Origin of the sequence: Roseivirga echinicomitans, assembly GCF_001592935.1 — a bacterium.
Classification (GTDB): domain Bacteria; phylum Bacteroidota; class Bacteroidia; order Cytophagales; family Cyclobacteriaceae; genus Roseivirga; species Roseivirga echinicomitans.
Map to the genome: position 1 here is coordinate 12,745 of NZ_LRDB01000014.1, position 18,373 is coordinate 31,117.

17 protein-coding genes and 1 tRNA gene are annotated in these 18,373 nt (G+C 40.0%); 5 read left to right on the forward strand and 13 right to left on the reverse strand.

Annotated elements, in window-relative coordinates; genetic code table 11:
• Positions 1 to 4: 4 nt before the first annotated feature.
• The 3 genes from AWN68_RS10735 to AWN68_RS10745 form a co-directional block, all read right to left on the reverse strand.
• Positions 5 to 661 (reverse strand): L,D-transpeptidase, encoded by a 657-nt coding sequence (locus tag AWN68_RS10735; RefSeq protein WP_068415255.1) that lies wholly within the window; start codon positions 659 to 661, stop codon positions 5 to 7.
• Positions 661 to 1,707, reverse strand: a complete 1,047-nt coding sequence (locus tag AWN68_RS10740; RefSeq protein ID WP_157716169.1) for a L,D-transpeptidase family protein — start codon at positions 1,705 to 1,707, stop codon at positions 661 to 663. Before AWN68_RS10740 ends, AWN68_RS10735 begins: the two co-directional genes overlap by 1 nt.
• A gap of 123 nt (positions 1,708 to 1,830) precedes the next feature.
• The gene (locus AWN68_RS10745) at positions 1,831 to 2,436 is read right to left on the reverse strand and encodes a hypothetical protein (protein ID WP_068415260.1); all 606 of its coding nucleotides are present in this window, start codon (positions 2,434 to 2,436) and stop codon (positions 1,831 to 1,833) included.
• Positions 2,437 to 2,703: 267 nt separating this feature from the next.
• On the opposite strand from AWN68_RS10745, the gene AWN68_RS10750 reads away from it, so the two are divergent.
• The 3 genes from AWN68_RS10750 to AWN68_RS10760 all read left to right on the forward strand — a co-directional run bounded on the left by AWN68_RS10750 (position 2,704) and on the right by AWN68_RS10760 (position 4,790).
• Positions 2,704 to 3,348, forward strand: a complete 645-nt coding sequence (locus tag AWN68_RS10750; protein ID WP_068415263.1) for a hypothetical protein — start codon at positions 2,704 to 2,706, stop codon at positions 3,346 to 3,348.
• Between the two features lie 226 nt (positions 3,349 to 3,574).
• A complete protein-coding gene (locus AWN68_RS10755; protein WP_068415265.1) occupies positions 3,575 to 4,129 on the forward strand; it encodes a carboxymuconolactone decarboxylase family protein in 555 nt (184 codons plus the stop codon).
• A 196-nt stretch (positions 4,130 to 4,325) separates the two neighbouring features.
• On the forward strand, positions 4,326 to 4,790 hold the full coding sequence (locus AWN68_RS10760) for a MarR family winged helix-turn-helix transcriptional regulator (protein WP_068415267.1): 465 nt from the start codon (positions 4,326 to 4,328) through the stop codon (positions 4,788 to 4,790).
• 21 nt (positions 4,791 to 4,811) lie between these two features.
• On the opposite strand, the gene AWN68_RS10765 is transcribed toward AWN68_RS10760, so the two are convergent.
• From AWN68_RS10765 to AWN68_RS10790, 6 genes are all read right to left on the reverse strand, one after another.
• Positions 4,812 to 5,681, reverse strand: coding sequence for a type 2 periplasmic-binding domain-containing protein (locus tag AWN68_RS10765; protein WP_068415269.1), 870 nt, complete (start codon positions 5,679 to 5,681; stop codon positions 4,812 to 4,814).
• Between the two features lie 196 nt (positions 5,682 to 5,877).
• Positions 5,878 to 9,114, reverse strand: a complete 3,237-nt coding sequence (locus tag AWN68_RS10770) for a S41 family peptidase (protein ID WP_068415272.1) — start codon at positions 9,112 to 9,114, stop codon at positions 5,878 to 5,880.
• Between the two features lie 121 nt (positions 9,115 to 9,235).
• Positions 9,236 to 9,517, reverse strand: a complete 282-nt coding sequence (locus AWN68_RS10775; RefSeq protein ID WP_068415275.1) for a hypothetical protein — start codon at positions 9,515 to 9,517, stop codon at positions 9,236 to 9,238.
• A 21-nt stretch (positions 9,518 to 9,538) separates the two neighbouring features.
• Positions 9,539 to 10,204, reverse strand: coding sequence for a DUF2461 domain-containing protein (locus tag AWN68_RS10780; protein WP_068415276.1), 666 nt, complete (start codon positions 10,202 to 10,204; stop codon positions 9,539 to 9,541).
• Positions 10,205 to 10,235: 31 nt separating this feature from the next.
• Positions 10,236 to 10,931 carry a DUF2461 domain-containing protein gene (locus tag AWN68_RS10785; RefSeq protein WP_068415279.1) on the reverse strand — a complete coding sequence of 232 codons (696 nt, stop codon included), beginning with the start codon at positions 10,929 to 10,931 and terminating at the stop codon, positions 10,236 to 10,238.
• Positions 10,932 to 11,009: 78 nt separating this feature from the next.
• Positions 11,010 to 11,906 carry an aldo/keto reductase gene (locus tag AWN68_RS10790; protein WP_068415281.1) on the reverse strand — a complete coding sequence of 299 codons (897 nt, stop codon included), beginning with the start codon at positions 11,904 to 11,906 and terminating at the stop codon, positions 11,010 to 11,012.
• Positions 11,907 to 12,010: 104 nt separating this feature from the next.
• On the opposite strand from AWN68_RS10790, the gene AWN68_RS10795 reads away from it, so the two are divergent.
• Together AWN68_RS10795 and AWN68_RS10800 are read left to right on the forward strand one after the other, a co-directional pair.
• Positions 12,011 to 12,084 (forward strand) — tRNA-Arg (locus tag AWN68_RS10795).
• Positions 12,085 to 12,207: 123 nt separating this feature from the next.
• Positions 12,208 to 12,798 carry a hypothetical protein gene (locus AWN68_RS10800; protein WP_068415285.1) on the forward strand — a complete coding sequence of 197 codons (591 nt, stop codon included), beginning with the start codon at positions 12,208 to 12,210 and terminating at the stop codon, positions 12,796 to 12,798.
• 43 nt (positions 12,799 to 12,841) lie between these two features.
• Here the strand turns inward: AWN68_RS10800 and AWN68_RS10805 are convergent, their stop codons facing one another.
• From AWN68_RS10805 to AWN68_RS10820, 4 genes are read right to left on the reverse strand one after another with little or no spacing between them, the layout of a single operon-like run.
• Positions 12,842 to 13,567 carry a hypothetical protein gene (locus AWN68_RS10805; RefSeq protein WP_068415289.1) on the reverse strand — a complete coding sequence of 242 codons (726 nt, stop codon included), beginning with the start codon at positions 13,565 to 13,567 and terminating at the stop codon, positions 12,842 to 12,844.
• Position 13,568: 1 nt separating this feature from the next.
• Positions 13,569 to 16,421: a type I restriction endonuclease subunit R gene (locus AWN68_RS10810; protein WP_068415291.1), complete on the reverse strand. Its 2,853-nt coding sequence runs from the start codon at positions 16,419 to 16,421 to the stop codon at positions 13,569 to 13,571.
• Positions 16,418 to 17,104, reverse strand: a complete 687-nt coding sequence (locus AWN68_RS10815) for a hypothetical protein (RefSeq protein WP_068415293.1) — start codon at positions 17,102 to 17,104, stop codon at positions 16,418 to 16,420. Before AWN68_RS10815 ends, AWN68_RS10810 begins: the two co-directional genes overlap by 4 nt.
• Before the next feature lie 6 nt (positions 17,105 to 17,110).
• A complete protein-coding gene (locus AWN68_RS10820) occupies positions 17,111 to 18,346 on the reverse strand; it encodes a pentapeptide repeat-containing protein (protein WP_068415296.1) in 1,236 nt (411 codons plus the stop codon).
• Positions 18,347 to 18,373: the final 27 nt, after the last annotated feature.

The window sequence follows — 18,373 nt, forward strand, 5'->3', positions numbered from 1 at the left end:
TCAATTAGAAAATAAAAACCTTAGAGCCAATGGGCAGCGACTTATACACCAACTCTAGGTTGGCGTCATCCAAACGAATGCAACCATGCGTTACAGGTAATCCCAAAAACCGCTGATAAAGTGTGCCATGAATCAAATATCCATCGCCAATGCTCAACGAATAGTCGCCCAAAACCCCGTATTCAAAACGGGACGAATGATTTGGAGAAGGCACAGGTAAACCATCTTCTACGAAAGCCCAATCAGGTTTCTTCCACACCGGGTCTTTGGTCTTATTCAATATTCTAAATTCGCCTTTTGGCGTCTTAAACATCCATTGCTTTTTACTGTCGTTGCCTTTTAGAAGGATATAACTCCCAGTTGAGCATATATCGCTTTTGATCAGATTCGTTCCCTTGTACAAGTAGAATTCATTGACCGTACTGTTCACTACCAAATAGTTATTTTTAGGAATATTGGCCGAAAGTTTCTTATCCAAAACCGCCAATTGGTTCTGCATGTCGGTCAGTAAAGCGGCTTCGGTTTCCTTGTCTACTTTCACCACATCTTCCTGAGCAGTTAAGCTGATCATGATGGTTTGAATTTTCACCAAAACCAGCAGTAACAACACCATGGTTGTCGCCAACACTACCCATTTCCTTATGTTCGTTTTCTTCTCCATTATTTAGTTGGGAGCGGTTTAAGCGACCCCACGATAATTACTTGTGTATTTTCTGAAGCCAAGCCAAAAAGCTTGTCCATATCATTGTTATTTAAAGCGACACAGCCATCGGTCCAGTCCAAACCTTTCCCGCCATCACCGTGTATTTCTATTAAGTTGCCAATGGTGGCATTCTTTGGAATAATGCCTTTGGCCTTATTCTCCTTAAAGCGTTTCTGATCATCAGCATTCGGGTAATTCAGCAGTAAAGCTTTATAATATTTGGTCTGCCCATTCCCCTTTTTCTTCACTACCTTATACACTCCTTCAGGAGTGGTTTTATCCCCAGAGAGCATCTTATCCCCCATCCAGTTGGCACCAAGTTCCATATTGAAAGTATGGGTCAGTTTACCTTTGGCATATACATAGCAAAGCCTCTCCATCTTATCGATGACAAAAACGGTTTCATTCGCTTTGCGCGATTTTTCAATTCCTGCAGACACCCACTTTTTCCATTGTGGATAGTCCTTAAAGAATTCGGTCATGGTAGCCTCGGCTTGCCCAATCAGTTGAGCCATGTCCTTTTCCAACTTGCTTAAGTTCTCTTTCAGAAGTGCAGCATTTCCACTTTCAAATGCAACAGACACTTCATGATAAAGCATACGCGATTGTGCAAGTCGTTTTACCGAGCTTTCACTTAGCGGAATATTTTTATACTTTAGGTCGAAACGCTCAAACTGATCATCGATTAAATCGAGTCGTTTGCTGTAGTTCGACCATATTTTCTTGCTCATATTTTGAGCTGTACTCTTGGCTAATATTGCCGTTTCTGATGCTTTAGAAGCCAGCTGTTTTGTGATCAAAAAGTCCTTCATAAAGAAGAAACGATCGTTTTCTTTGGCCCAAGCCACCATGGCCGAGTCGTATAAAATAGTTGCCTTTTTATACAAATCTGGTGCGTATTCTGACGCCTGACTTTTTTCCGCTTCCGAAAGCTTTTCTCGTGCCTCGGTTAATTCAGCCAGCGGAGGCTGAGGGAAAATGAAGGAAGGAAATAGTAATGCCATGAGAATTAGCACAGTGAGCAGAGCAATCGCTAGCCATTTGATTTTCATATCTTTTCCAAAAATGAAAATCCCCTTTAGGCTTTGAAACCTTCAGGGGATTTTGCCTTTATCGTTCTATCTAAATTACTTTCTTCTTGGAGCAGCTTTGTATTTGCTGATCACTTCAGTTAATTCAGTATTGATTGTGCTTGCTTTTTCTTTAGCAACTTTCACTTTCGCTAACGAAGGCTTCAACTCACCATTTTGAAACATTGTGTTTGATTCAGTAATAGAAGCTTCAACAACATCTAATTCAGTTTTGATCGCCTCTAATGCAGTCGTTCCTTCTTTGCCTTTAGGAGCCTCAGTAATTAACTGTCTTCCTTGAGCAACCAAAGTCTGAACTTCTTCCATAGAAGCCAAGATTTCAGCTTTCACTGCTTCTTTAGTGGCTTCAGTGCTAGCAGAAACTTCGTTAGCCATTGCAGTCACGTTGTTTAATTTCTCAACAGTCTTAGTGTACTTTTTGAAGAACTTAGATTTTTGCTCTTCCAAGCTTGCCATAGCTACCGCCATAGAGTCATTCAAAGCATTGTATTGCTCGGTAACATACACTTCGGCACCAGCAACTTTTGCGGTTTCGATAGCAGCTGTAGCAGCATCAATTTCAGTTTGTGGTACATCTGCACAAGAAGTCATGCCTACCATACCAATGATCAATGCACCGATTAATTTGTTTGTAATTTTCATAATTGTTTATTCTCTCTTTTTAATTGTTGATTGATGCCCGAAGGCATACATGGTTTTAGTTTTGATCATGAGACGCAACATTTTCAAAAAGTAACATGGCCGTTGAAAATATATTTTTCGAAAGGTTCAGAAAAGCCCAAATCATTCAAATTTTGACGTATCGGTAGATTTTCAATTTTATATTCTCTCCTAAGAAAAAGTCTAGTTATCTTATCGACCCAATTTTATCAGAGGAAAAATCAGAAAATATTCCGCAATAGATCGAGCATGAGAATTAAGAAACTGAGAGGACACCATCGCATCTGGAAGGACATTGAAACGTGGAGAAGTGAAAACCTTAAGCTAGATATTGAATCCTTAAAAAGTAGCCAACGCGACCATACAAAAATCTGGGTCAGCCCCTATTGCGACTACACCATGCTCAACAGCGAATTCCCTCAACCTAAAGGTAAGACCCGCCAAAAAATCATGAATGGTTTGATTGACATTTATAATGAATGGAAAAAGCAGCTAGATGAGCTGGGCGAGCCTTACTATCTTAAAATGTGGCTTAACGATCCTTATTTCTCTCAATCTCAGGTAGTCTGTGCGATTGGTGATTTTCTCCACTTTTACGATCGTACATTCTTTAAGCCTGACCAAGAATACACAGCACAAACTGAACCTCAAATCAAAAACCTTCCTGCTGGCTTTAATTGGGAATGTCGCCTAGACGAAAAGCATTTGACCAGCAATGATCTAGGCCAGCCTGAAGATTACTTTGATGAAGAAGATTACCTCATAGAGAAAAGTCGGCTCGAAGCCCAAATAAAAAAACCACACCGGAAAACAGTCAGCAAATCAGATGACGGTGAAGTAACAGAGTATTACTCTTTCAAATTGGGTCATGCTTGGTTGGGAAGTAAGGACTAACCAAGTTAAATCACTTCAGTTTCCCTCTCAAAATTCATTTCCATAAAGGAGGAGCTCTCGTCTCTAAGGTTTTTTAAAAAATAAATCACCTCACTAATCACTCATTCACAGACTGTTAGATAGTTTATTCAAAAATATTCAAATATTTTTATTTCAATGTTTGAACTTCAATGTTACAACATTAGTTAGCTACTTGAATTTGAAAAACTATAAAACAAAAAATACAATGAGAAAATTTGAAGTACCTACAAGAGAACAAGTAGCCCCTGCGGCACAAGCAATTTTTGATGACGTAAAACAGAAAATCGGAATGGTACCGAACATCTATGCGACCATTGGCTATTCTGCAAACGCGCTAGATTCATACTTGGCCTTCCAAGGCGCACAGGCCAAAGGGTCATTTAATGCAAAAGAAAGAGAAGCTGTAGCGCTTGCTGTAGCACAAGCCAACGGCTGTTCATATTGCCAAGCCGCGCATACTGCCATTGGAAAAATGAATGGCTTTAGCGAAGAGGAGACTTTGAATTTAAGGGCTGGAAAAAGTGGAAATGAGCGTTTAAACGTAATTGTTGCTTTAGCAAGAGAGCTTACCCTTAAACACGGACGCCCCTCTAGCGAAACTGTAGAGAACTTCTTTGCACAGGGTTTTGACAATGCTGCGCTTATGGATTTGGTGCTTTTGGTAGCCGATAATACTGTAACCAACTACGTGAACAACGTTACAGAAATAGCCATAGATTTCCCAGTGGCAAAACCGCTTGAAGAAGCCGCAGAAGCATAATTACTGCAATAATTATAGATAAAGTTTTTGGTGATTGTTGAACATAGCCATCTAGCAATCAGGGTCAAAGCCTTGTGCGTTAGATGGTCTATGTGTTTATAGGCCTTCTTCTATTAACTCGAATCAGATTTTGATTTCCACAGTCAATGTTATAACATTAGGTCTAATTTAGTAAGCCACCCGACAATATTTTAAAATGGATACGCAAACAAACGCTCAGAACACCAAAAGCATTAAGGAGCAATTGCGAGCAAACCTATTGTACTCCGCCTATTGGCTCAGCGATTTGACCACCGAGTTTTTAAAACAATACGATATAACTCAGCAGCAGTTCAATGTATTGACCATTTTGGGTGAACAACATCCCGAACCCATAAGTACCAAGCAGATCAGAGAACGAATGATTATTAGCAATTCTGATACTTCGCGTTTAATAGATAGACTTTGCGACAAAGGTTTAGCTTGGAAAAGACCTTGTACTCATGACGGCAGATTGATTCAGGCATTTATTCATGAAAAAGGCCAAGCACTTTTGAGCGAAATCGACCAGAACATGGGCAAGCTTGATGATGTGATGTTCAATATTACCGAAGCGGAAGCCATAGTAATGAACAAGCTATTGAACAAAATGAGGTTCCACGCCAAGGAGAAAATGGTTTAGGTTAGCCCGAATCTTTGGTCGCTATTTCTCCAACGCTTCAACTGGGCCAACTAAATGATCTACTGTTAAACTATCGCTCACCAAATTGAGCACCCCTAAAGTATCGATTGTCGTTTGGAGCATTGCTGGATTAAGGTGCGGACGAGGTGTCCAGCTTACATCTTTGAGCCATGCTTCTACATCTTCTGGCTTTAAATGATAGAAGTCACTGATCAGTTTCACTTTATCTGTACTAGCAATGAATTGAGTCACCTGTTGAAACAAGGCGTTTATAGTTTTTAATACTGCCTCTTTCTTTTCTTCGAAAGCCTTGTCCGACACGCAGATCACGAAGCAGCTGAAAGGCGTTTTCCGCTCTCCTACTCTTCTGAATTCTCCACTGTCCACTAAAGATTTGGTCGTGAATTTCTCCCATAGAAAAATGCCTGAATCGCCCTTTTGAAATGATTCACGGGCGCCTGCCAAATCATCGATCACTTCGAATCTCATGTCCTCGATAGACCAGCCTCTCGCTTTTGCGTCAATAATAGCCATCAAGTGAGAGCCCGAACCATAGCGGCTAATCGCATAACGCTTGCCTTCAATGTCCGAAACAGTTTGCGAAGCAGAATTGGCAGGCACATGAATCCCCCAGGTCAAAAAGGAATCAACATAAAAGCTGAATATTTTAAATTTCTTCCCCCTATCAATTCCTTGAACAGCACCTTCCGTAAGTAGCACTCCGATGTCTAAATCGCCATCGTGTAAAGCTTGCGCCAAAAGACCTGTGCCACCGTGATAATCCGCCCATTGTGGCGCAATACCAGATTTCTCAAGTGTTCCTGAAGAAAGTAATAGCTGCCATGGCATATTGAAATGTTCTGGCACTCCCCCTATTTGCAATTCAAACATTATGCTGTCGAAAAATTTGAGGCGCAAAGAACACCAAAATCATAGAGAAAAGCGCCCAAAATGTTCAAAGAATGTCGTGCTCCTGAGGTAAGAGGTAGATTAAACCAGCAAAAGGTTTTAGAGAACGAGATGAAATGAAAAAAGCCTCCATGAGTAATTCAACTCACAGAGGCTTTGCTTACAATCAAGTATTAGTTTACCTGATTTCCTTCATCAATTCCTCAATGGCTTTTTCCAACTGTTGGTCTCTTCCTTTGTCTACAACACCCGGCATCAACTTCACTTTAAACTGAGGTTCAGTCTGGTTGTTTTCCATCCATTCACCTGCTTTGTTTTTAGCGCTTACAGGTACAACGCCCCATCTTCCTCCGTCAGGTAAACCTTCCCAACCAGCAAAACTACAAGTACCAGGCACTGGCATTCCTACTGTTTTTCCAATTTCGAGTTCAGCATAACCAATGGCAAAACAGCTGCCATCAGAGTACATACTTTCGTTGAAGAGGGCCAAAGTCGGCTTTGTCCAGCGCGAGGTTGGTTCGCCTCCTACAACTTTGGCTTCAGTGGCATATGTAAGAAAAGGCTCGCCTGTGAAGAACATGGCCAAATCGGCCACCAAATCTCCTCCACCATTAAATCGAGTATCTACGACTACGGCCTTACGGTCTGAAAATTTGCCCATCATATCTTCGTAAATACTACGATAAGGCCCATCGCTCATGCCCGGAATGTGCACATAACCCAACTGACCATTACTCTTCTCTTCTACTTCTTTCTCGTTGATTTTCACCCAACGATCATATAACAAACCTCTTTCTGCACCTAGAGAAATAGGCTTCATCGTGATTTGTTGTCTCTTTTTAGTAGCAGGATCATAGATTTCTAACAAAGTGAATTGGTCTGCCTTGCGGTTTAAGTACTTGGCTACATCAACATTCTGAGCAATGGTTTCTCCATCAATTTTCTCGATGATCATTCCCTTTTTCACATCGATGTTGGCTTTGTCTAGCGGCCCGCCTTTGATCACTTCGGCAATTAAAACACCATCGCCCTTATGCTTATAATCCATAAAAACACCAAGCGAAGCAGTGGCATCTGGGTTAGGAATACTTGTGCTGTACCTAGCGCCAGAGTGCGATACATTCAGTTCACCCAGCATTTCTGAAAGCATTTCTGAGAACTCATATGAGTTACCAATTGAAGGCAAATACTTAGCGTATTCTTTTCTCATTAACTCCCAATCAATGCCATGGAAAGTTGGTTCGTAGAAAACATTCTTGGTTCTAATGTAAACATGGTCGAACATATACTGACGCTCTGCAACGGCATCATAATTCATCTCACCTTTCACATCCACGCCTTCGCGTTTTCCGCTTTCCGGATCAATTTTAGAGATTTTACCTCCGCTCAATAAGTAAAGGTTCTTTCGTTCTTTGTCCCAAGTTAGGCTACCGAAACCAGCATCGAGTTTCAAAGCCATTTTGGTTTCTCTGGTTCTTAAATCGGTACTCCAAAGGTTCATTCCTTTCTCGAAACGTGCCAAGTAATACAGCTTATCATCATCTTTAGAAAGCACGGCATCGCCCAAACTAGAAGAGTGGATGGTCATTTTCACCCTTCGGTCTTTCATGTCATCCCAATCGAAAGTGAGGTCTTTCACTTTTTCTACCTCCTTATCCTTATCGTCTTTTTTGTCTTTATCCGCATCTTTGTCTTCAACATCCTCCTTTTTGGTCGCCTTTTCGATTTCTTTCATCAAGTCATAATCTTCTTTACTCAGGTTATACTTATCCCAAGCATCTTGATCAAAGAACATGCTATACACATCACGTTGTGACGAACCGCTGGTGGCGTAACTCTTCAAGCCATCACGATTACTAAACCAAATCATTTGCTTGCCATCATTCACCCATTTAGGACTTCTGTCACCATAGCCACTTTCGGTAAGGTTCACTCTTTTAGAACCATCTGCCGCCAAAAGCAAAATTTCGCTATTGCTCAATGTTTTTCCCCAATCGAAAAGAATCCATTTACTATCTGGGCTCCAAGTGAAAGACTGATCGCCATCACCCATGTGGAACAAATCATCTGGTGTCATTAAAACGGTAGCATTGTTGGAAGCCAAGTCCACTACTTTCAAAGTTCTTCTTCCTTCAATAAAGGCTAGTTTTTTTCCATCGGGTGAAAAGTTGGGAAGGTAATTATCAAGCTTATTTTGCACCAAAGGCTCTTCTTTCAACAAGGTTGAAGCGAAGAAAAATGGCTCTTCGGTTTCACGAACTCTAGTGGTTTTGAAAATGCTCCATCTGCCATCTCTTTCACTGGCATATACCACTGATTTTCCATCAGGTGAAAAAGTCACGAAGTTTTCTTGCTCAGGCGTGTTGGTAATTCTTTTGGTGATAGAACCGTCTACAGAGGTCACAAACACTTCGCCACGGGCAGTAAATGCAATTTCCTTTCCGTTAGGCGAAATGGCCATTTCGCCAACACCACCATTGATAGAAACAAATTTATCACTATTGGCTTTGCTTTGTGTCACAATATTCACCGAAAGCTTTTTAGGCTGTTGCCCTTCTTTCATGGTGTATAGTTCTCCATCGTAGCCAAAGCTCAAAGTACCTGCACCCATGCTGAGGAAACGCACTGGATGCGTTTTGAAATTCGTCAATTGAGTTCTTGCAGCAGGATTGTCAAGCGAAAGCTTATGCACATTGAAATTGCCACTTTCTTCGCTTAAAAAGTAAAGGCTTTTCTCGTCTTGGCTATAAATCGGCTGACGGTCTTCTCCTACATAAGTAGTAATCATTTTGTGCGAATCCGCCTTTTTATCATACACCCAAATATCACGGGCAATGGCAGAGTTTTGATGCTTACGGAATTCGTTTTCGCCTCCTTTTTTATCGTGGTAAACCATCTGGCTTCCACTTTTATTCACCTGCACATACTCTGCTGGGAAAGAAAAAAGCTGGTCTACTCGACCTCCAGCCGCAGGCACGGAATATAATTCCGACTGAGAACCGTGTGGGTACTGTCTGTTTTCGGCCAAATCTTGTCTTAGCGCCCCAAACAACACCGATTTGTTATCGGCAGAAAAAGAGAAAGGCTGCTCATCATTTGAATGGAAGGTAATGCGGTTGGCTTCTCCTCCACGGATATCCATGGTGAACACATCGAAATTGCCATAACGGTCTGAAGCAAAAGCGATGGTTTTTCCATCTTTGCTAAACACAGGCATAAAATCATGCGATTCGTGGAAAGTAAGTTGGGCGGCATCACCACCGTTGGCGCTCACCTTATAAAGGTCGCCTTTGTAGGTAAATACGATTGTAGTACCATCCGGAGAAATAACCGGATACCGAAGCCAGTTAGGTGCAGTTTGGGCAAAAATCCCTACCGAAACCAGCATTAAAAGTGTGATGAATTGCTTTTTCATATGAGGGTTGATTTGTAGAGGGTGAAGCTATGAAAAAAAACAAATCACAGCTAACCGACAAAGAAGGAATTACACTGGCCAAAATAGAAAAACCGTATCGCTTGATCAGGACGGAACAATACTAATTTCGTAACATCAGGAATAAACCAGTAGCGAGAAGAATTAGAAAGGAGTACAGGTGAAGTGATTTTGGGTTGAATTTTTCTTTTGCCCAAAGCACAAGAGAGAATATTGGCAGAACAAACAACATTGCGATCATTGGAAGCCATAAAATTTCAAAAATCGCACCTACTACCGCGAAATAGTAAACATCAACAAACTGTCCCAAACACCAGAAAATGGCTGTCAGTATACTTAATATGAAAATTATTTTAGCAGTCTTTAACTTGTTGACTTCACTCATTCTTCTCTTTTAGATTCCTACTTAATACTTACCGTCATCATCCAATAAAGCAACATTCAAAAAGTCGATCATCGGTAAAATGGCCGAATAAGATTCGATTACCATATCATGAAAGCCAACTGAAAGAATATCCTTCCGCGTAATCGGACGCATGGCCGCAATGCTTTTCAGTCTCAGCAATTCAATAAACTCATGCTCTTGCGAATAGCCTTTAGGTGCAGTTTTCAATGCGCCCTCGGTATAAAAATGAAACCAACTTTTAAAGGGCTCGGCATTTAGGGTTTTCATCAACTTGTGACCTTCATAATCAATCTCAGTTCTGATTTTCTTGAGTCTTGCGCTGTCTGGATGCCAAATTCCGCCCGCCATTAAAGTTTCATCCGTGCCCAAGTGTACATAGAAATCGGCCAAGCCTTTCCCATGCCCAAACACCACTCCAAAATGGTCTTTATAGGTTGGCCTTTCAGGGTGAAACATCAAGTTGTTATTGATACGGCTAATGGCTTTTCTAGCCGTTGGCTGCACAATTCTTGGGTCGATTTCCTTCAGCGAAGCTAAAACAGGCTCGAACAGATTGATTAATTCGTTTTTGGCTTCTTCGTAATAAGCCCTGTTCGCATCCATCCACTCTTTAGAGTTGTTTTTGCTAAGCTGTTCCAGAAATTCAAAAATCACTTTTCTTGCCATCGTCTTTATCCCCTGTTTTCCTCCTTAATGTTTACCCTTGATTTTCAATAAGGGAAATTCCATTCATATCAGTAGTGAGGTAGTCGGTCATGACATCGAAAAAAGGACGCAAGGCCAAAAATACCGACAAGGCATTTTCGACAAAATCGGGTGAGGTTACCTCCTTATCGGAGAAGCTCTTGAACACGTACATGGATTTATACCTTAAAAGATCAATGGAAGGATGATCTTTCTCAAAGCCCTTTGGCGCAGTTTTCAACTGCTCACCTTGCAAGCCTCCAAAGGTCTTTATGAACTTAGGATCGGAAATTACTTTCCTCAAGGGTTCATCATCCATCGCAATGTGATCACGAATAAGTTTGATATCATCGGCATTGGGTTGATAAAAACCTCCACCCACTACCGTATTTCCGCCTGGCTGTAAATGGAAGTAGTAGCCGCCTCTCAAAGCTGGTTTGGATCGATTGAAACTTCCAGCCCAACGTGGATTATAAGGGCTCTTATCTTTCGAAAAACGAACATCTCTATAGATCCGCATCAAACTCTTCTTTCCAGTAGCGGTGGTGATTTGGTCGTGTTCCGACAGCCCCGCCAACAAAGCATTGGCTACTGAAATTGCATTTTCATGGGCTTGTTCGTACTCCTTCTTATTGGCCGTAAACCATTCGCGGTTATTGTTTTCAGATAAGGTTTTCAGAAACGAAAAATTAGAGGAACTGATGTTCATGACTTTGATGGTTTGATATTTCAACTAAAACTAACATTTACTAAACGAATGACCTGCTGAATTTGGGACATTTTATATTTATCGATGCACTTGGTATTGAGCAGGCGGCAATACCTTCCCTAAATCATCAAGCTGATCCCTTTCCATAGCAGTCGATTCGGTATAGGCCAAAGCTTGATCGAGTTGTTCTTTGGTTCGAATCCCTACCACAGCACTGGTGACAGCGGAGTGACTCAATATCCATTGCAAAGCCACATGTGACAGTTTCGTTTTGTCATCCGTGAGCTTCTTCATTTCGTTGACCAGCAATTCTATTTCTTTTGACTTATAATTCAGGAAAGCTTCTGGGCTTTTACCTGCCAATAATCCTTTGGCTAAACCACCACGTGTCATGACGCCCACCTTATTACTTTCCAACAAGTCCAGCATTTCTTCTTCGGGCCTTCTGTCAAGCAAGCTGTATTGCATCATTACGCTAGCAATATTCGAGTTGGCTACATATTCCCGAATTACATTGGGGCGAATGGAAGAGATGCCGTACCCCCTGATTTTACCTTCAGCTTTTAACTGCTCAAAAGCTTCGATCACTTCGCTGATCGGGTCTTCTATGGTTCCACCATGTAATTGATAAATATCTATATAGTCAGTTTGCAGTCTTTTCAAGCTCTGATCAACTGCTTTGAGAATGTAGTCTTTCGAAGGGTTCCAGTCCCAACCACTGCCATCAGCTCTTAGTTGATTGCCTACTTTGGTTGCCACAATCACCTCGGATCTTTTGCCTTTTAGTGCCTGACCAAGCGCTTCTTCGTTCTTTCCTTGGTCATAAAGGTCGGCAGTATCAAAATAATTTATTCCACCATCAATGGCAGCGTGGATCAACTCATCATTGATCTTTCGGCTCAAATCCATTGACATACAGCCGAATGCGATTTCGCTGATTTGTAGTTCTGTATTTTTTAGCGCTCTATATTTCATCACAAAAAACTAAACAGCAATAGATGCAAATAAATTCAAGGTTCAACTTGCCAAAAGAAAATCGATTTTCATATATTTGCACTCGCTTTTGAAAAGCGGATAACGGTCCCTTAGCTCAATTGGATAGAGCAACTGCCTTCTAAGCAGTAGGTTTCAGGTTCGATTCCTGAAGGGATCACTTAAAAACCCCATCTGAGTAAATCAGTGGGGTTTTTTATTTTTTTGGCAAGCTATTGGCAAGCGACACGGCCTTATCAACTAGAATTCGTTCGTCTAAAATGTGTTTTGATTAAATTACATCATGCTTAATCTAAACATCAAAAACACATCAAATCCATACGAGGACTTTAAGAGAATTGCTTCAGATTTAATGAATAATTGTCTTTTACAGGTTAGTGAAGATTCATTTAGAATTATGGATATCGAATTTTACTATTATTCTGAACTCCACAAAGATCCTTATAGCCATAAAAACCAAAAGCAATTGACCTCTAACGAATGGTACTTCCATGGGTCTGGACTCGATATTACTTTCGGAAATGGCGAATCCTTTGGTGGGATTCTAATAAGAGAAATTCAAGAAATGAACACGAATAATTATTTTTCTGGACCTATTGTCTCAGTTTCGAGAATTCTCAGTTCAATTAAGCAACTAGAAATTCGTGAGTTAAAGTTCGGACTCATTAAAAATAACAATCCTTTTAGTAGTGACCTTTTTCAAGCCCCTAGAATTGGCTTAAATAAAGCTCATGATGAAGATTATCATTCTAGACCATATAGATTCCTAGTAGAGCCTAAAAAACCTCATAAAGAGAAGTCACGAATTATTGAAACAACCATGAACCTTCGTAATACCTCATTAAAGGATGCTCAAGAGATTATCTATAATTGATTACAAGAAAGGAACTCAAGCCTCACTATTAGATGATCCCATCTTACACCTGATCAATTAACTCCTCGAATCTTTTTCCAATACATCTAAAACAGATGCCTTTTTGCACGTGATTGTATTCTGGAAATCTCCCTGCACCAAAGCAACGATTGCAACGTGTATATTCTCCCAACACATCTCCTCTAGTACTATAAACAGGTATTTTCTTTTCTTTATGCTCATCCTCATGACATTGCCAACATAAGGTTAATAGATCTTCATTTTCATACTCCCAAGCCATACGACTTTGACGGTAGCACTCATGATGTACCTGCAAGTTAAATCCATACAACCACTTAAAATTTTTACTAAAGCTCTTATTTAGTTCGAAAATTGTCTCTTGATCATAAATTAGTTCTTCTAGACTTTTACCATCTTCGAATAATTCTTGCGCAGAAACTTGATTGGTGGTTCGTACCATATGATCTAATACCCTTATCGCAACGACCTTTTGTCTATTCTCAATCTCCTTCAAATAAACCGCAGCGTTTGAGTATTCAAAAGGGTAGTTAAATATCTCATGCTTAAGAATTTTAACTCCTTTACCAATGACGGTAAGCTTCGTACATTCTAGTTTTTCCTCAAATTCCTTTACCTCTGTTAATCCAATTATAGTTTCCTGAATAACTTTTTCATTGAAGCATATCTGACAGCAATTATTATCTCTTTTAAGTACTTCGGTGCGCTTTAATTTCCATTCGGGTTGCAAAAGCTGTTCTAAGTAATTCATATCATTCCCCCATCCCTCCAATAAATGTATCTACGAAGTCGACCATTTTGTCAACGATGCGCTCTATGGTAGTTCGTTTTTGAGCGAGCTTTGGCTTGGCTCCTTCAATCATGTTGAGAACGTCTGTACCTAATGGCTTGCGTTCTGTGAATAGATATTGATCTATCGAGGCCTGTAAAAGTTCAGGGTTTAGTTGTTCTTCATCTGCCAACTGACTAAGTGCTTTGCTACGCTCTTCTGTCCAGAAAGACTCGAAGACCTCATCAATCTGATCCATGTCTTCGACATTAGGCAGACTCTCATGAATGAACTTTTCTATCAACTCCTTTTTGCTCCTCAATTGAGCATCCCCGGCAATAGCATCGATAATCTCTTTTTTACGCTTCTCATGATCCTCTGCTTTTGCTCCTTTCAATTGAGCCAATAGCTTAAGAATATAGGCTACATTAATTTCATCTCTATGAATGAGCTCTAATTCAAAGTCTACATCATCGAGAATAGAAACCTTCTCTTTCTGACGGTCATTGCGGACTTTATCGTGAATGTCTAAGTATTTGCTTTTGTAGTCTTCAAACTCCTGCGAATCTATGCCTATTTCCTCCTCATCGAAATCTGCAAAACCACTGAGTACATTTTTCAAACGCAAGAGTTCTCTAAATGCCTTCACAAACTCAAACTCCTCCTCCTCAGAAGGCAATGCATCGACACTGCCTACTGTTGGAGCAATCTCTTTCATCTTCTCTAAAGCAGCTTTGAACTTGTCGATGTAGTTCTCATAAGGCTCCATCAAAATCACCTCTCGGGCATCTTTGTTAGAGAATAGGGCTATGGCATCGTCTGTGGCTTTTTTAAGGTTTCTGAAGCAGACAATATTACCCTGCGACTTTGTTTCATCAAGCGTTCTGTTGGTTCGTGAAAAGGCTTGAATAAGGCCGTGATATTTGAGGTTCTTATCTACAAAAATGGTGTTCAGTTTTTTGCTATCGAAACCTGTTAAGAACATATTCACCACGAGCAAAATATCCACTTCACCTTTCTTTACTCGACTTGAAATGTCATTGTAATAGTCATAGAATGACTTACTATCTCTGGTCGAATACTTGACACCAAACATCTTGTTATAGTCATCTATGAATTCATCGAGCTTTTCACGGGAATGTTTATCGAGCCCATAAAGCACTCTTGGGTCTTCCGCTACGGAAACCTCCTCACCTATTTGCCCATCAGCATTGGCATCTTCTTCATTGGGATTGTAACTGAAAATCGTAGCGATTTTAAGATTATGCTTACCCTCAGCTTTGGCTGCCTTGAACAGCTCGTAGTAATGAATGAGACTCTTTACACCACTTACACAGAACATAGCTGTAAATCGCTTGCTATGTGTCTTTCGGTCGTGATTGAGCGCCACATAGTCAACAATCTTTCTGAGACGTTCAGGGCTCTCCAAAAGCTCCTTGGTGTCGATGTCCTCTACCTCAATGTCAATATCGTTTCGGCTGCCTTCTTTCTCTCTGTATCGGCCTACATACTCGATTGAAAACTTGAGTACGTTTTCATCTCTAATGGCATCGGTGATTACATATTTGTGAAGACACTCTTCAAAGAGGTCTTTGGTGGTTCTCTTGCCTTTCTCATTTTTTGCTGCGTTTTCAGCAAATATCGGTGTGCCTGTGAAACCGAACATCTGGGCTTCCTGAAACCAATCCTTAATTTTCTCATGTGTATCGCCAAACTGAGAACGGTGACATTCATCAAAAATGAAGACAATCTTTTTGTCTTTCTGATGCTCCATTCTGGTGGTGTACCGCTTTTTAGAAATGGCAGTATTGAGCTTTTGAATGGTGGTGACAATCAAAGGCGTATCATCAGAAAACTGTTTTACTAAGATCTCTGTATTATCTGTTGAGCTGACACTGTCTTTTTGAAAGCTATTGTATTCTTTGGCCGTTTGGAAATCAAGGTCTTTTCTATCGACTACAAACACTACTTTATGCACCTTGGGTAATTTCATTAAAACCTGCGCTGCTTTGAAAGAGGTAAGCGTTTTGCCTGAGCCTGTGGTGTGCCAGATATAACCGTTTTTGGTAGAGTTCTTAACACGATCAATGATGGCCTCCACTGCATAAAACTGGTATGGCCTGAGGATCATCAGCGCCTTCATGGTTTCATTGATGACTACATACTTGCAAATCATCTTGCTCATGTGGCAAGGCTCTAGAAACTCTTGAGTAAAGGCCTCTAGGTTGGTGATAATGTTATTCTCTTTATCCGACCAATAAAAGGTGTTTTTAAAGCTCTCACGTTTTTGATTAGAGAAGTACTTAGTGTTTACGCCATTACTGATCACATAAAACTGCACGTACTGAAACAAGCCTAAAGAAGCTCCAAACGAATGCTTTTGGTAACGCTTTACTTGGTTGAATGCCTCTTTCAGTTCTATCCCCCTCCGCTTGAGTTCAATTTGAGCAATGGGAATACCATTCATAAGCAGAGTAACATCGTAGCGGTTTTTGTACTTGCCTTCCATAGCGACCTGATTGGTAACTTGGAAGATATTCTGGCACCAATGCTCTTGCTGAATAAACTCTAGGTAAATACTTTCTCCGTTCTCTTTGGTGAGCTGGAATTTATCTCGAAGGGTTTTGGCTTTATCGAAAACTGAACCTTTGCTCAATTGATTAATGACCTGAGCAAACTCCTTTTGAGTTAAGGAAACACCATTGTGCTTCTCTAATTGAGTTTTAAGGTTAGCCAAAAGATCACCCTCGTCCTTAATGGTGACGAATTGATACTTGAGCCCTTGTAATTGCTCAATCAGTTTATTCTCTAATGCCTGCTCTGGTTGTATGGTCATACATTAAAATTTTTAAACTCCATACTCAATATCTTTTCAAACTCTTCTTTGCTGTTTCTTCCTTCATAAATCTTGGCTCTTCTATACCAACTTCGAAATGTGGGATGCCCTACCCTTTTTACATTTCCTTCAATGGTCCATCCATTTTCTTTACCATAAGAATCATGAGCAACCTTACTAAGGAAAATCACAAGTACTGGATTCAGAATTTGAACTAGATATTTATAAAATTCATAAGCTAGCTTATGATCTTCTGAAGTTAAATCATATTTAATAGTTTCTCTTTCTTCTTCAGCTGGCCTTTGAAAATAGTTGTAATAACTAACTTCTTTATAGGCCTTTATCTTTGTTTCATAGCCAAATACATTTTGGATGCTCTGTGCAATATTAGTATGAATCGAGTGCCCCCATTTTTCCATTACTCCTTCAACATTTGCTCTGGTATTGGTCCAATTAAAAATGTGGCCGTCATTCAATGACTTTAGATATTCTACATCATTCCATTCAGAATAACCAATCTGATGATTATACTTTGCAGGTATATAATGCGACTCTGCAATCAACAAGGCTTTATGAGGACTTTCATTCCACTCTGCTCCAATAAAGGGAAGTAACTGTGGATGCCTTTTAAGGTGATCAAATTGATTAATTAGTAGTTCATCGTATTGTGTGGTATAGTTCATTACTGCTTATTTGAATTTCCTAAATGCTTGAGCAGTCTGATAAATACCATACCCGATAAAAACTCGCCCTAGCAGGTCAAAGAGATAGAACCCGTTATAGAGCTCAAATTTTTCACAGAACTCTTGTCCTAGGTAATCAAACCTATGTATTGGCAATAAAAAGTATGCGTAGTTAGCTATTTCACTTCGCACAATATTTGGGTCAAAATTCCAAGCAAATTCGTATTTCGAGGTACCAAGAAGACTTAAGTAGAAAAAAAGCGCCCCAACTAGTAAAGTAAACAGCACTCCTTGGACATAGGCCGCACCATAGTAATTTGACATCCAGTTTAAACGGAGAATACCGATATTAAAAATACTTTTCCATTTCTCGATTAAAAACCTAAACCAAGGCTCTTTCTTCCCTTTGATATCCTTTTTTCGTAACCGGTATAAATTGATTCTTTGTTCTACAAGAAGTGTTTTCTTCTCAAGTACCTTAAATGGTATTGATTCAACAGTATTGCTTGTTTTTTCATATTGCTCTTTAAAGAGCCTGAGTGTTTCTCTCTTATTCTTTATCGGAATATCTCCATTCTTGCTGACTGCGTCTTCGAACTCATCATCATTTAACTTTCTCTTTAGAGATTTGAAGTCACTAACCCGAAGGTCAAACGCTCCTATCTGACCGGGAATTATTGCTAAAGACAAATCAAGCCCCTTTCTAAAAACAGTGCCTCTAAAAAGTATTAAGTGATTAATTAGAGAATAAGTGAATAGAACATTCTTCTCGAAAATAGCAGCTGAAAAAACTGCTACTTTTAAAAAGTCAGTCTTGTAGAAGATTGTTTCTTGAAAAAAATGAGTTCTCCAGAAATCTACTAACCCCTCAAATTTTGTATTTCTGAAGTTGGTCTTCTTGTGGAATCGACAACCCCTGAATCTTACTTTACCTGTGAACCTCGAGTTTTGCAAAGAAACATCTTCAAAAAAGTCACAACCTTCAAAGGTTACATTTCTGTTTGAAGTTGTGACCTTCACGTAAGATTTAAAATGGCAGTTTTTAAAGACAACCTCATTGAGGTCAGCAGGTGTTGGGTAACGTCTATTGCAAAATGAATTTGGTCGGAGGCTTTGCCCTTCTTCAAATGAGAACTCATAGTTTTCAAAAAAATTAATAGCCCGGTACTTTTTAAAGTCCACAGCATCACAAAGGGCGAATACATCCTCATGGTCAACAATTAGTAATTTCTCTTTTTCCATATCACACAAACATCTGCTGCAACAGCC

Excerpts from the sequence above, each read along its gene's own strand:
- AWN68_RS10735 (WP_068415255.1), bottom strand. The coding sequence starts at position 661 with ATGGAGAAGAAAACGAACATAAGGAAATGGGTAGTGTTGGCGACAACC.
- AWN68_RS10740 (WP_157716169.1), bottom strand. The coding sequence starts at position 1,707 with ATGGCATTACTATTTCCTTCCTTCATTTTCCCTCAGCCTCCGCTGGCT.
- AWN68_RS10745 (WP_068415260.1), bottom strand. The coding sequence starts at position 2,436 with ATGAAAATTACAAACAAATTAATCGGTGCATTGATCATTGGTATGGTA.
- AWN68_RS10750 (WP_068415263.1), top strand. The coding sequence starts at position 2,704 with ATGAGAATTAAGAAACTGAGAGGACACCATCGCATCTGGAAGGACATT.
- AWN68_RS10755 (WP_068415265.1), top strand. The coding sequence starts at position 3,575 with ATGAGAAAATTTGAAGTACCTACAAGAGAACAAGTAGCCCCTGCGGCA.
- AWN68_RS10760 (WP_068415267.1), top strand. The coding sequence starts at position 4,326 with ATGGATACGCAAACAAACGCTCAGAACACCAAAAGCATTAAGGAGCAA.
- AWN68_RS10765 (WP_068415269.1), bottom strand. The coding sequence starts at position 5,681 with ATGTTTGAATTGCAAATAGGGGGAGTGCCAGAACATTTCAATATGCCA.
- AWN68_RS10770 (WP_068415272.1), bottom strand. The coding sequence starts at position 9,114 with ATGAAAAAGCAATTCATCACACTTTTAATGCTGGTTTCGGTAGGGATT.
- AWN68_RS10775 (WP_068415275.1), bottom strand. The coding sequence starts at position 9,517 with ATGAGTGAAGTCAACAAGTTAAAGACTGCTAAAATAATTTTCATATTA.
- AWN68_RS10780 (WP_068415276.1), bottom strand. The coding sequence starts at position 10,204 with ATGGCAAGAAAAGTGATTTTTGAATTTCTGGAACAGCTTAGCAAAAAC.
- AWN68_RS10785 (WP_068415279.1), bottom strand. The coding sequence starts at position 10,931 with ATGAACATCAGTTCCTCTAATTTTTCGTTTCTGAAAACCTTATCTGAA.
- AWN68_RS10790 (WP_068415281.1), bottom strand. The coding sequence starts at position 11,906 with ATGAAATATAGAGCGCTAAAAAATACAGAACTACAAATCAGCGAAATC.
- AWN68_RS10800 (WP_068415285.1), top strand. The coding sequence starts at position 12,208 with ATGCTTAATCTAAACATCAAAAACACATCAAATCCATACGAGGACTTT.
- AWN68_RS10805 (WP_068415289.1), bottom strand. The coding sequence starts at position 13,567 with ATGAATTACTTAGAACAGCTTTTGCAACCCGAATGGAAATTAAAGCGC.
- AWN68_RS10810 (WP_068415291.1), bottom strand. The coding sequence starts at position 16,421 with ATGACCATACAACCAGAGCAGGCATTAGAGAATAAACTGATTGAGCAA.
- AWN68_RS10815 (WP_068415293.1), bottom strand. The coding sequence starts at position 17,104 with ATGAACTATACCACACAATACGATGAACTACTAATTAATCAATTTGAT.
- AWN68_RS10820 (WP_068415296.1), bottom strand. The coding sequence starts at position 18,346 with ATGGAAAAAGAGAAATTACTAATTGTTGACCATGAGGATGTATTCGCC.